The sequence below is a fragment of the Lentilitoribacter sp. JB5-8 genome (genome assembly GCF_055693385.1).
This window is the reverse complement of the sequence record NZ_CM146332.1, coordinates 1,339,660-1,351,520: the sequence shown is the minus strand read 5'-3', so window position 1 is coordinate 1,351,520 and position 11,861 is coordinate 1,339,660. Positions and strand designations below refer to the sequence as shown.

The 11,861-nt window shown below is 41.2% G+C and carries 13 protein-coding genes and 1 tRNA gene; 7 read left to right on the top strand and 7 right to left on the bottom strand.

The window, feature by feature from the left end:
* Positions 1-7: 7 nt before the first annotated feature.
* On the bottom strand, positions 8-958 hold the full coding sequence (locus ACZ1GZ_RS06445) for an endonuclease/exonuclease/phosphatase family protein (RefSeq protein ID WP_472667649.1): 951 nt from the start codon (positions 956-958) through the stop codon (positions 8-10).
* Between the two features lie 40 nt (positions 959-998).
* On the opposite strand from ACZ1GZ_RS06445, the gene ACZ1GZ_RS06440 reads away from it, so the two are divergent.
* Positions 999-2,000 carry a tyrosine-type recombinase/integrase gene (locus tag ACZ1GZ_RS06440; protein WP_472667648.1) on the top strand — a complete coding sequence of 334 codons (1,002 nt, stop codon included), beginning with the start codon at positions 999-1,001 and terminating at the stop codon, positions 1,998-2,000.
* A gap of 299 nt (positions 2,001-2,299) precedes the next feature.
* Here ACZ1GZ_RS06440 and ACZ1GZ_RS06435 read toward each other — a convergent pair whose 3' ends face one another.
* Positions 2,300-2,752 carry a hypothetical protein gene (locus ACZ1GZ_RS06435; RefSeq protein ID WP_472667647.1) on the bottom strand — a complete coding sequence of 151 codons (453 nt, stop codon included), beginning with the start codon at positions 2,750-2,752 and terminating at the stop codon, positions 2,300-2,302.
* A 608-nt stretch (positions 2,753-3,360) separates the two neighbouring features.
* On the opposite strand from ACZ1GZ_RS06435, the gene ACZ1GZ_RS06430 reads away from it, so the two are divergent.
* The 3 genes from ACZ1GZ_RS06430 to ACZ1GZ_RS06420 are packed head-to-tail and all read left to right on the top strand — an operon-like array spanning position 3,361 to position 4,624.
* Complete coding sequence (locus ACZ1GZ_RS06430; RefSeq protein ID WP_472667646.1) at positions 3,361-3,816, top strand: DUF805 domain-containing protein; 456 nt, start codon at positions 3,361-3,363, stop codon at positions 3,814-3,816.
* A complete protein-coding gene (locus ACZ1GZ_RS06425) occupies positions 3,809-4,213 on the top strand; it encodes a hypothetical protein (protein WP_472667645.1) in 405 nt (134 codons plus the stop codon). The genes ACZ1GZ_RS06430 and ACZ1GZ_RS06425 overlap by 8 nt, the downstream gene beginning before the upstream one ends.
* Before the next feature lie 45 nt (positions 4,214-4,258).
* A complete protein-coding gene (locus ACZ1GZ_RS06420; RefSeq protein WP_472667644.1) occupies positions 4,259-4,624 on the top strand; it encodes a hypothetical protein in 366 nt (121 codons plus the stop codon).
* Here the strand turns inward: ACZ1GZ_RS06420 and ACZ1GZ_RS06415 are convergent.
* Positions 4,621-4,965 carry a helix-turn-helix domain-containing protein gene (locus ACZ1GZ_RS06415; protein ID WP_472667643.1) on the bottom strand — a complete coding sequence of 115 codons (345 nt, stop codon included), beginning with the start codon at positions 4,963-4,965 and terminating at the stop codon, positions 4,621-4,623. The genes ACZ1GZ_RS06420 and ACZ1GZ_RS06415 overlap by 4 nt on opposite strands.
* Positions 4,966-5,109: 144 nt before the next feature.
* Here ACZ1GZ_RS06415 and ACZ1GZ_RS06410 point away from each other — a divergent pair, with 144 nt between their 5' ends.
* From ACZ1GZ_RS06410 to ACZ1GZ_RS06400, 3 genes are all read left to right on the top strand, one after another.
* On the top strand, positions 5,110-5,355 hold the full coding sequence (locus ACZ1GZ_RS06410) for a hypothetical protein (protein ID WP_472667642.1): 246 nt from the start codon (positions 5,110-5,112) through the stop codon (positions 5,353-5,355).
* A 1,172-nt stretch (positions 5,356-6,527) separates the two neighbouring features.
* Positions 6,528-7,016: a hypothetical protein gene (locus ACZ1GZ_RS06405; protein WP_472667641.1), complete on the top strand. Its 489-nt coding sequence runs from the start codon at positions 6,528-6,530 to the stop codon at positions 7,014-7,016.
* A gap of 210 nt (positions 7,017-7,226) precedes the next feature.
* Positions 7,227-7,643, top strand: a complete 417-nt coding sequence (locus ACZ1GZ_RS06400) for a hypothetical protein (RefSeq protein ID WP_472667640.1) — start codon at positions 7,227-7,229, stop codon at positions 7,641-7,643.
* Between the two features lie 136 nt (positions 7,644-7,779).
* On the opposite strand, the gene ACZ1GZ_RS06395 is transcribed toward ACZ1GZ_RS06400, so the two are convergent.
* The 4 genes from ACZ1GZ_RS06395 to ACZ1GZ_RS06380 all read right to left on the bottom strand — a co-directional run bounded on the left by ACZ1GZ_RS06395 (position 7,780) and on the right by ACZ1GZ_RS06380 (position 11,810).
* Positions 7,780-9,132 (bottom strand): tyrosine-type recombinase/integrase, encoded by a 1,353-nt coding sequence (locus tag ACZ1GZ_RS06395; RefSeq protein ID WP_472667639.1) that lies wholly within the window; start codon positions 9,130-9,132, stop codon positions 7,780-7,782.
* Between the two features lie 196 nt (positions 9,133-9,328).
* Positions 9,329-9,395, bottom strand: a tRNA-OTHER gene (locus tag ACZ1GZ_RS06390).
* 260 nt (positions 9,396-9,655) lie between these two features.
* Entirely contained in the window at positions 9,656-10,966 is a 1,311-nt protein-coding gene (locus ACZ1GZ_RS06385) for a glutamine synthetase family protein (protein WP_472667638.1), read from the bottom strand.
* Positions 10,956-11,810, bottom strand: coding sequence for a MurR/RpiR family transcriptional regulator (locus ACZ1GZ_RS06380; protein ID WP_472667637.1), 855 nt, complete (start codon positions 11,808-11,810; stop codon positions 10,956-10,958). The genes ACZ1GZ_RS06385 and ACZ1GZ_RS06380 overlap by 11 nt, the downstream gene beginning before the upstream one ends.
* Positions 11,811-11,861 lie beyond the last annotated feature (51 nt).

The following is an 11,861-nucleotide window of genomic DNA, read 5'->3' as shown; positions in this document are numbered from 1 at the left end:
CTCTACGTTAAACACGAAAAATCGCGGCTATCAGTTCATGATCGGAAATTGGCTCTTTATTTCGATCAAGCGCTGCTATGATTTTAGGATCTTTGCCAGTCAAACCCCGCTTCATAAACCAATCGAGCTTCATCGCCCGATCCGGAAAGCGTGTGAGCTTACTGGGACGAGTGGTCGTGCCTTGCGCATTGCAATCCCAATCAAACCCTTGACGCTCTGCTGCCTCAAAGAGTGTTTCGCGCTTCCAATCAAAATCATCAAGATTATTGCCGGTATTAAGATCACCACCGCATATAACCGGAATGCCAGGTGCAAAGGTATCAACCGCTGCGATAATGCGATCAATCTGCGACTGTCTGATTGATAAACTACCGGCGCTTTCAAGGTGAGTGGATACAAAACACACATCGCCCTTTTCCGATGGGTAAATCGCAGCCACTGCCATGCGACCACCGATACGAGGCTGGTTTTGATCAGTGCCATCACTCATACAATACCAGTGTCCGTGATCATCTAGACGAATGAGCGCCATAAATTTTGCCGGTACTTTGCTAAGGATTGCATTTCCATGCCACCCACAGGCATTAAAATCATCTTCTGCAAATTCAAGTTCAGGGCCACTCCCCAAACCGATCTCGAAAAACTCCACCCCAAAGATGTAGTTCATGTTTAAATTGTCAGCCAAAAGCTTGGTGGTATGCTGTTGCTGGGTGCGGGACATACCGCAATCCATTTCAGATAATAAAACGATGTCGGGCGAATATTGAGCTATGCGTTGCGCGCTCGACATAGGAGAAATACAACGCTCCAAATTCCACGCCAAAACAGACATTTCTTCTGGCAAGTGATCATCATAGGCAACGTCTTCACAACGTTCCAAGAGATGCAGTGCAGGTATCTTTGACATAAAATCGCGATGTGCTTGTGCAGTTCTTGGCGCAGCGATTATTTCATCCACCGTATTTTGCGGAATTAACGGCAAAGACGTACAAGTTCCAGTGCTTGTAAGCCACCAGCGCCTTGAACAGCGCGATGAAGCTGAAGAGGCTCTCCGCGAATACTTAAATGAAAAGAGTAAAACATTTCAGAGGGATGTTGACCCAAGTACAGTAAAGCTTGGAATAATTCTTGACGCCTACGCCGATGCTAAAGGTCCCAAACAGAAAGCCCCTGAACGCACAGGCTATGCCATTGAAGCTCTCGCACCCTTCTGGGGTGACCTGACCCCGAACGATGTGACACTTACGAATTGCACTGAATATGAACGGCAACGCGGAGTAAGTCCTTCAACGATACGCCGTGAGTTAGGTGTGCTGAACACCGCATTGAATCACGCAACCAAGGCCATGGGGTTAGTTAATACTCCCAGAGCAGAGTTGCCAGAGAAACCAAAGCCTCTAGAGAGGTGGTTAACACGAGAGGAAGTGTCAGCACTTCGCAAACACGTTCCACCCCATATTGATCGCTTCATTATACTCTCGCTGTTCACTGGAAGAAGGAAGAACGCTGTCTTGGATTTACGTTGGAAACGTTCACCTCATCACGGTTGGATCGACATGGATAAGCAGATGATTCACTTCAAAGGATATGCGGACACCGAATCAAGCAAACGCAAGGGTTCGATCTCCATGCCTTCCAACTTGGTTAAGATCGCAAAGTTATGGCAAGAGGATGGAAACGAGTCGGTCATCCATTACAAGGGTAATCCAGTCTCGAACGTAACGACAGGCTTTAACAACGCTTGTAAACTCGCTGGTCTTGATGATGTAGTACGTCATACACTGAAGCATACGGCAGTCACATGGGCATTTCAGGAAGGCATGATGCTGGAGGACGCTGTCGAATATTTCGCCACGTCAGCAGAAACTTTGTTGAAAGTTTACAAACAACATTCGCCTCTCCATCAGCACCGTGCTGTGGCTGTTATGAACCAAATTGGAAATGATATCGTTGCGGATAACATTGCGGAACATCAATTTTCCGTGGCTGAGATTGGCTAAGTCATTGAAAAGAATGGTGCACCCGGCAGAATTCGAATCTGCGACCTCTGCCTTCGGAGTTAAAATTATTTAAAATAAAACAATAGAATCAATGTTTTATATTTTTGTGTTATTTATGTGCTTTTAAAATGCTTTTAATATTTGTCAATTTCTATGTTGCAACATATGCAGAGATTTAACCTTCATACAAGCTTTAGTTACATATCAACCTACCCTCTATAGTTGCGAATCAACGAGTTGTGATAGATAGCCTCACTCTATATCAGCGTTTGCCTAGTTGGTTTGGCGATACCCCATTGTTACGATCTCGTATAATCCTGCAAAAATACTATTTGTTCATAGACGTCATATTTTGTGGATGTCATTTCCTTCGTGCAATAATAAGCAGCGCCATTCAGGTCATAAATAGGTTTGATTTCAATTGAGCCACTTTCACAGAAGTTGTGCCAGTAGTGTTCTGTCATCATACGTCTTCCCCATTCATTGCCAGATTTAAAATTGACCAAAAGATGAATGTGAATGTTACTGTCTTCATGCTCAATGAAACCCATACCATTTGTGCGTCGATCATATGGTTCATTGTGCCATGTGTGCCCCAAATACCAACGGTCCATTCTTGCAAAATATGAACCAACCAATTTGCGCAATTTTTGGGGTGTCCAAGTTTGGTTAGTTGTCAGTGTCAAAAACGTGTTTGGCTCAAACTTTTTAGATAGGTCCATATAGATTTTTCGACGTTCAATGAGTTCCATTTTATTGCTCCACTCTAAATCTATTTATTCAAAACATGCAGGCGGAAAGTATTAATTACGCAGGAGCAAAAGGAATTGGATTGATAAATACTACTGCTACCAAAGCGCATTAAACAAAGAAGGATTCATCAATGAGAGCTGTCGAAGTTACCCCAACACCACCCAAATTAACCGTTCCCGCAAAGCCACCAAACCTGCAATTGTTGGAATTGTCATATGAGATATTTTTGAAAACTCGAATTGTCGATAATCAGAGTGAATTTTCGACCCATGTATTGAAAATGAAGCCCAGCTATTTTTCCTGCATGAGAACAAGAAATAGGTCACCAAAAAAGACTGTGATTTTGCGCATACTCAATGCTGCTAGATTTTATCATGGTGCGCTCGAGCTCAATAAACACTTCAGCAATCCGAACGCAAAAGCACTCAGAAAAGCACACCGCCATTTGGAGGGTCTCATCAATACAATTGAGATGGAGGTGATCTCGCCAGTATTTAATTAACTATATTCAATGAAATAATTGCAGCGGTGATGGCCAATATAACCGATTAATTCTATATAATTCCTAATGCTCGTTTGAATTGTATTCTGGTAAATGGGGTTCATTTTGCCTAATCTAAAACACCTATTTTTCTCATTCAATGGGACTATAAACAGATATGAATTTTGGATTGGTTTTATTGTAATTGTTTTAATCGGTACTCTTACCGATTACCTTTCATCCATCTATTTCAATGGCGTCAATCCGTATGCATGGGACACGACCAATGAAATGCTGTTAAATACAAATTACCGAATAACATTTGGTGTTACTGGCTTAATGTTAATCATGCCTGAAGCAGCCATATTGGTGAAGCGTACGAATGATTTGGGAAGACGTCATATAGGTATATTCATTTATCTGGGTTTGAGTGCATTACTCTGTGTACTTTACTCCTTCAAACTAATTCTTATCGATGAAGATGGTTCTCTTTTGGAGTTTTTACTTCTTCTTCTATGGATGGTTATGTTCTTTTGGGTACCTATTAATTTAGGCTTCCGAAAGGGCATGAAAGTTGCCTGAGAAATTCACTAGGTTTGTTCGCCAAAATATTGTTTGTGGTATGTCTGCAAGAGAAGGCTTTTTTAATGCAGCATATGAGTTGCGCGAAAATGATGAAATTGACCAATACACGTCAGAGCAGCTTGAAGACTTACTTGAATGGTTCAGGCAAAATTTGCCGATACCAAATAAATTTACTAGATCAAAGTCGAAGGGTAAGTTTCAAAAAGATACAAAAGGTTTGAGTTGGTTTAAGCCTGAAGCTTCTAGTGCTTTAGCAAAAGCATATGGGCTTGTATCTTTGCTAGAACAAAACGGTTACGCCATTGAAACAGTCCATTCAAGTCGAATTGGATATATTGTATTTGAGGATGAGCAACAGGTGATTGCTGAACCATTTTCCGACACACCTACATAACAGTCTACTTGGAATTGCATTTATTGAAGCAGAGTATTTCAAATCATGAAAATACAAATTAAGAACGTACAAATCATAGATGAAGCTGAGAATTGCACTTATTCAATTTTTGCATGTACGCACGAAGACTACAAAATTTTATTCCCAAAATTGAATCAAGATATTCAGTTTGACTCTGATCTTCCAAATGACAAAGTTACAACTGAGACATTGCAAAGATTGTGGGGCTGTCCAGTTATAAAGTCAGAAGTTGCAGGAATTCACGGAACAATTTTTTTTAATCAAGATTCCAAGAAGAAATATTTCCCCAAAAGTCAAATATTTGCTGAAATTGATAGAAGATTTGTTAATTCAAGCGAACGTGAAATACTAGATGAATTTCTAAATAATCTGAATGACAACAGTGATTAATCTGTTTTTTGTTCCAACAAAACATCACCAAGCTTTAAATATAGCTCCAGTGTTTTATCATCCATTTTTGAAGCCAGAAGATTGAGTTTTGTGAAAAGCTCTTGCCTGTCTTCTGAAAGCTCTGCATCAATTCCTTCAAAAAACTCGCGCATGGGAACTTGAAGTACTCGTGCTATGTCAGCCAATGTTGAGAAATTGGGGGCTGTCTTACCACGTTCCAAATTGGATATTGCCTCAAATGTCTTATCAATAGCTTCCGCAAGCTGAGCCTGAGTTAGCTTGCGTTGATTGCGTATGGTTTTCACACGTAAACCGATATTTTGTTTCAATTGATCTGACATAATATGATTTATAAAGCCGTGTAAAGTGCTTGACCATTATGTTTTGAGACGCTATCGATTGTTGAATTAGATATTATAAGCCGATTATAGGGTAGAAATACGTATTTCTATCATTGGCAAAGCTTTGCTTAAATGGAGGTAAGAATGAAACTATTGGCTGTTGTTGTATTGGGTGTTTTGTTTACTGCGACTTTGTCAAAGGCTGAGAACACAGATTTTGTTTTAACCGAAGATGCGTTGAAACGTCTGCATGTTGAACTTGATGAATGTGATGCCGACGCAAAACAGAATGGTGTGCCAATGCATGATGAGTGTTCGAATGTGCAAGCGCAATTGATCAAACATTACGGCGACTACAATTCTTACAAAGCAGCACGTGGCGCCAGCTAAACACAGGTCCATCAAATTTAAGAATTTCGCATAGGTTCTTACGTCGTTCCAATATGCGAAAAGGCACGTGTGGTTCTTAATTGGACTGCACGTGCTTTTAAATAGTTGATTCAGATTTCCGTAAGACTAACCCTGTACTACTGCAACATATGAGTGCATTTGCAGATGCGTTGGGAAACGATTTGTGGTTCAAAAAAGCTTTAGTGCTACCGATTTTACTGATTTTAGCATTGTATTGGTTTTGCCTGTCTTCAGCTATATGGGTGCATATCCCAAACACATGCAACGTAGACGGTGTGGTTCATTCCTTTTTGATACTTCACAATATTACTGTTTGGTTCGGAGGCTGTCTGTTAGTCCTGCTAACTTCAGCAGCTTGGTTTCACTTCACAAAATGTAAAAATGAACGTTCATTGTGCATTTACTCTTTATTTCTGACACCAATAATCTTCTCCAGTATATATTTTATACGCGCATACTACTGCGATGGCATTGCGGGATTATGGGAAATATTTGGCTTATTTGTCTTTGAGTCACCGGTTTTATCAATCCCCACAATAATTTTGGCAGTTATCTCATTAAATCTCATCATGTTGATGCTTAAGAAAGCAGGACGTAACTAATTGGTTTGTTTGCGAGAACTTATGAAGCTCAATAGATTTATTTTAATTCCAGTTATCATAGTTGCGGCTTTGTTTTTGTGCGCAGTTTATATCGCAAGCTGGTATGATGGTTCTCCAACCTGCAATATAGATGGCGTGAATTTTGCTTACATTTCACTTTCAATCATAACTGTATGGTTTGGGGGAGTCTGCCAATTTTGTTGGTTTCGGCAGCGATTTTTTTCTTCACAAAAAGTAGGATAGAAAGTGCGCTTTGCTTTCTGGCAACGTTTCTAACGCCAATGGCACTCTTGTGTATATATTTTATTCGCGCATTTTTCTGTGGTGGGATTTCAGGTATTATTGAGGTGGTGATTGAGTTCAATTCTGTAATACCTGTAGTTTTTTTATTTTTGTTCGTTGCAGCAATTGCATTGGAGCTGATGAGACGTGTTCTCAACAGACCGAAACGCCGATAACTTAGTGTAATTGGCTATCAAAAGATTGGTCGCTCTTTGAGCAATTTGGCGTTAGATGAAAAGGCCTCTGTAATTATTTGAGGTTCTTTCCATGTCCAATTTGTCCAAGCTCACACTGACAACCACAACGCCCAATCAGCCATTAACACCATTAGCCCGTAAACGTATCAAGCTGTTGCGTAAACTTGATCAACAATTGCTGGCTGCTGAATGCGCAAGTGAAGGTATGGAGCATACCGCAGAAGTCAAGCGGTGGGTCAAAAACGAACAAACAGGTGAAAAAGAACTGGTCACCCAAAGCCGTCCGGTTAAAAAATGGTGGTGGGCCAATGAGCATGGTGCGCTCATGCTCACGCTTAAAGATGGAAACAAGATCATTCCATTGGATGACAATCATAAATCTGTTGAAGTGGGTGGTATTGAAGATTTAGCTGGCACAATCGAAACTGTACGTGCTGCTGTTATAGCAGGTGAACTTGATCAGCGGCTTGAAAAGCTGATCTCTGAGCGTAAGCCATTTGGTAAAAACAAGAAGCCTGCTGCTGAACCATCAACTTCCAAAACTACGAAGTCCAGCTAATGGGTATTGTGATCGTATTCATAGCAAGCACAATTTGTTCTGTGCTTGCATTTAAATTCATTGGCGTTGGCGTTCGCGCAATGTGGTTTATAGCAATGAGCGACAGTTGGTACCCACGCATCATATTTGTTGCGTCAAATATTTGGTTTGCTTTACTTGTTAAATAATCTGCTGTTTAACCCAATACCGTCAAAATATTGGGAGTGAACTATGGATGTCAAATCGGCTCAGGCTACTGGAAATGCAGCATTACACTATGTGGGTTGGCAATTGTCGCGTAAGGGTTGGAATGTTATGCCGACTGCGAGAAACGCAAAAGGTAGTGATCTATTCTGTTCAAATGATGATGAAAGCATAATCTTTGGTGTTCAAAGTAAAGGGCTCTCTAAACGTGATCCAGTTGGGCTGGGGTCTAACTTAGATAATCTGCGTTCTAAATGGTGGATAATTACCATTAAGGCAAAAGACGATCACCCTGTTTGTTACATTATGACAATGGAAGAGGTCAAAGAGCTTTGTTTTCATAGCGATCCAGCAAAAAGCAAAACAGGCACTAAATCACATTGGTTGCAGCCTACAGCATACGATCAGCCACAATTTAAAGAAGCTTGGCATAGGCTCGGATAACACAACAAGTGCTGTAATTGTTTTAAATGCTCAAATAGGGTTCACAGTGCGTATCTCAATAATGAATGACCCAACATAAATGAACATGCAAAATGGGAGACTGAGGGCATCTTAAAAAGTTTAAAATTTAAACTTTTTACCATTCATCATCACCCAGCAATATGTCTGATTGGCTAACCACATTTGCTTTTGAATACCATTTCTCAATCATCTCAACGGATGTGCGCATATTTATAGCCAGCGTATAGACGTCAATAGGTGGGTTCTTCTCCAATTGCCAAGTCGCATAAGAATGACGAAATGAATAGGTGGATAGCTTTTGGCCGTTATTTTCATCTTCACCTATACTGTAAAGCGCATCGGCCTCTTTCAATAATTTATTCAATGGTCGATTAAGCGATTTGAGACGTCGGCCCAAATAGTCCCTAAAAACAGCATCACTTTTTTTGGGTTCAATGCCAAAATGTTGAACAGCACCATCCCACAAGTTTAATAAGTTACCGATGGCAGATCGACGTGGCACAAAACGTTGTAGTTTTTTCCCCTTACCAAATGCGCTGATAACAAGTTTTCTCTCATTAGCCGGAGATTGCCGAGCTATTTCCAAACCTTCTAAATGCCCCCAATTTAAATTAAATAGCTCAACTGGCCTCATGCCAGTTTCGACTGCGAATTCAACAAAATTGAACATCTGATAGTGTTCATAAATTTCCCGTTGCTTTTGAGCTTGTTCTTCTTCCATTTCTTTGGGGTCAGATTGGGTCAATGGCCTATTCGTTGCTTCAAACAATCGTTGTTCAGCTGTTTGCAATACTCTGTGATATTGTTCTTTTGTAAATGCGGGTCTTTTAGTTTGTTCAAACTTGGGTAATTCCAACTTTGGGATATCACCTTTTCTTATCAAGCCTTTGCGAACAGCGTGATTAAATACACTGCGTAAAAATGAATTCTCACGTTTTAGTGTGCTTTTAGAAGCCCGTTTTTTAACTAGCTTGTGCTTTACCTCTTTGCCGTTACGCAAATAGATTGGCTCTTCTTTTGGCTTCTTGCTACCTGGCCCTTTTATCCAATACACAATTCGCCATTGAACATAATCTTCAAACTTTTCTTCAAAAGGCATGGTAACTGGTTGTTCGCCAAACTTTGGAATAAAGAACCGATCAATTGTTGATTTAGCGTGTTTGTAAGCGGATCGTCTCTTTGGATCATCACCGATTTGTGCCTCCAAGTATTTCAAGTAGTCCTTTGCCACATTTTTAAAACTGGCAGGTCCAGTAAGAATATTGTTTTCTAATCTTACTCGCGCATTGAGATATTCTTTTGCTGCACGTTTATGAGCTTCAGCCTCATCTCGTGTACGCAGTCCAATTCGTATTTGCGGGGTAGTTTTTCCATCTTTATCTACAAGTGTAAAACGCATGGCATAGCTACCGCTATCGGAGCGTTTGAATACTGTGTAGCTCTCATCATCATATTTTACATAAGGCATTAGCACATTCCAAAAAGGTAGCAGAGCTCAATGCTGTGCTACGACTGTGCTATTTTGTGATTCTTTTGGTTGCTAACTTATTGAAAAATAAGGATGTTGAAAATCTCAAATAGCACTGTGCTAATATTGTGCTAGGATATCAAACTTGTAAAGAGCAGATTTCTATAAATTTAATTCAATAATATCAGCAAGTTAATGGCGCACCCGGCAGAATTCGAATCTGCGACCTCTGCCTTCGGAGCGCATCTTAAAACTCCAAATACCCTGAGAAATATCAATTATTATCAATCACTTATTACAATGAAACTCAGTCAAATTGTCGATAACGTTGCGGTTCCGTTGCGGATAAAGCACCAATAATTTGTTCAATTGGATATATAGTAATAGGCACCTTGTAGTGATCTCCAAAAGCTAATGGAAATCCAAATATCTCTGCGATTTTTGACATGGTGCGTGAGGAGATTAGCATATCCTCAAATGCAAACTCAATGTTAACGTGCATCTAATGATGTTGTAATTGCAATCAGTAAGTATCCTCATAGGCAGCGCATCGTTCTTCGACAGACATTTCGCTCACATGTTCGATTTCAGCCTTTTTGTGTGCCATATACACATCGCTGAATTTATCCGGGAACCAACCCGTTGCAGTGTCGCTCTCGGAGAACTTTGCAAGAGCCTCTTCCAGATTAGTTGGTAGCCGTTCGAACCCACGCTTTGCAAGTTCATCCGGTTCCAGCACAGAAAGGTCTTCTTCGGTTGGTGTTGGCGTTGGCAAGTTTTCCTCAATGCCTTGCGTACCGGCATGAATAATCGCTGCCAGCGCAAGGTGAGGACATGCCGCTGCATCAGCTGCCCGATATTCAATGTTAAACTGCTTAGCGATTGATTGAGGGTCCTTGGCAGTGACCGGGCAAACCCGTAGTGATGCTTCTCTATCTCTGAACCCCAGATTGTTATAGGCCGCAGACCATCTATGCGGCGTAAGCCGCTCATAGGAGATCACTGATGGTGCAGTCAGGGCAATGATATTTGGGAGATATTTCAAGATACCAGCCGCAAATGAACCCATAATTTCTGACATGCCATATAGTGATTCTTCATCATATCCAACAGGTTCATTGTTCTGATCAAGCAGGCTCATATGGACATGGACACCGTTGCCGACATTATTGACATCCCGAATGGGCGTATATGTTGCATTATGCCCAAGTGCGCTTGCGCATGAACGCGTTAGTTCCCGCAAAATTGTAGCCTCATCAGAACTTGTGACACCGATCTTTGGACCAACTACAATTTCAAACTGATTGGGACCATATTCCTTCATAATGCTGTCGGTGTTTAACCCAGCAGTTTCGCATGATGCCACCAATAGCTCACATAGGTCTCGTTGAAGTTCAAAGCCTTCGCGACCATAGCCTTGATTTATGATCGCTGGTTCTTCTTTAAGTTGGAACTCATGTTCAAAGGCTGATAACAAGCTCAAGCCTGCAACATCATCCAGCCGCCCAAGAGCGGATTTCAATATCGAACGGGTGCAAAAGTTCCATGGATTACCATCCAGATCAGAGATGTCGCCGAGCATGAAGCGTTCAGTCTTACCATCCGGTAGTTTAAGTATTACGTCGGTGTTGTCATCTGGGACTAGCAGCAGATCACCCAATGCGCCAAATGGACTTTCCGCAATCGTATCAAAGCAAGTTATCTGCACATTTGTCGGCGTCCAACCAACACCGCGTTGTAATCTCTTTTCGAGTTGCGCGGCCGGAAAGGCTTTGCCTCGCACCTTACCTGCAATATCGCATGTGGCAGCAAATATAAGCGGTTCATTGGTCATCGGCTTCTTTTCCTGATTGATCACGTATCCCGTCCCATTCGGTAATGCGGTTACGAGTTTGTTCCCAGTTGTTTTCAGCAATATAAGTGACTACGGCTTCAGTAATTGTGAGCGCAGCTGAATAGGTATCCCAAAGAGTGCCAATATCAATTGGTACGGGCAATATTTCAGCGGCATGCTTGGCAAGCGGTGACAGCCATTTGTCAGTCATAAGAATAATTTTTACGCCGCGTTTTTCACATGCTACCTTACACAAGTCCTGCAAACTCTTTTGATATCGCCGAAAGTCGGCGACAAACAGAACGTCGCCAGAATTCATTCTTAAAATATATTCGGGCCAAACCTCTGGATCACGGGGCAAATGATAGACATGACTGCGTGATTGTCTTAAGTGGAATGAAAGATTTTCAGCAATTGCATTACTGACCCGACCGCCAATAACATAGATATGTTTTTTCGGGTCCGATAGCATTCCGCATATTTGAACGAACTGTTCTTCAGTTATTGTTTCGGTTGCAAGTTGCAACTGGCTTGCTGCCTTGGAAACGAAATCATCGAGAAAACCTTTGTCGATCTTCCGGTTTGACTGGTAAATATCAATCGGTGATCGCTCCCCTTCCTTCAGCTCTTTAATGATGTCACGTTGAAATTCAGGATATCCGCCAAAGCCAATTTTGATAACGAACCTTGAAATAGACGCAGAAGAGACTTCCGATCTTTTGGCTAATTCCTGAATGGATAATAGCCCAGCATAAGGGTAGTCAGACAAAATTGATGCAGCAAGTTTGCGCTCTCCTGCCGTTAGCTCTGATGCAGCTGTTTCGATCTTTTCTTTTACGTACATAACTTATTTCAACTTTCGAATTACCTATACAGATGAATGAAAATAATTTTT

Excerpts from the sequence above, each read along its gene's own strand:
- ACZ1GZ_RS06435 (WP_472667647.1), bottom strand. The coding sequence starts at position 2,752 with ATGGAACTCATTGAACGTCGAAAAATCTATATGGACCTATCTAAAAAG.
- ACZ1GZ_RS06420 (WP_472667644.1), top strand. The coding sequence starts at position 4,259 with ATGAAAATACAAATTAAGAACGTACAAATCATAGATGAAGCTGAGAAT.
- ACZ1GZ_RS06415 (WP_472667643.1), bottom strand. The coding sequence starts at position 4,965 with ATGTCAGATCAATTGAAACAAAATATCGGTTTACGTGTGAAAACCATA.
- ACZ1GZ_RS06410 (WP_472667642.1), top strand. The coding sequence starts at position 5,110 with ATGAAACTATTGGCTGTTGTTGTATTGGGTGTTTTGTTTACTGCGACT.
- ACZ1GZ_RS06405 (WP_472667641.1), top strand. The coding sequence starts at position 6,528 with ATGTCCAATTTGTCCAAGCTCACACTGACAACCACAACGCCCAATCAG.
- ACZ1GZ_RS06400 (WP_472667640.1), top strand. The coding sequence starts at position 7,227 with ATGGATGTCAAATCGGCTCAGGCTACTGGAAATGCAGCATTACACTAT.
- ACZ1GZ_RS06395 (WP_472667639.1), bottom strand. The coding sequence starts at position 9,132 with ATGCCTTATGTAAAATATGATGATGAGAGCTACACAGTATTCAAACGC.
- ACZ1GZ_RS06385 (WP_472667638.1), bottom strand. The coding sequence starts at position 10,966 with ATGACCAATGAACCGCTTATATTTGCTGCCACATGCGATATTGCAGGT.
- ACZ1GZ_RS06380 (WP_472667637.1), bottom strand. The coding sequence starts at position 11,810 with ATGTACGTAAAAGAAAAGATCGAAACAGCTGCATCAGAGCTAACGGCA.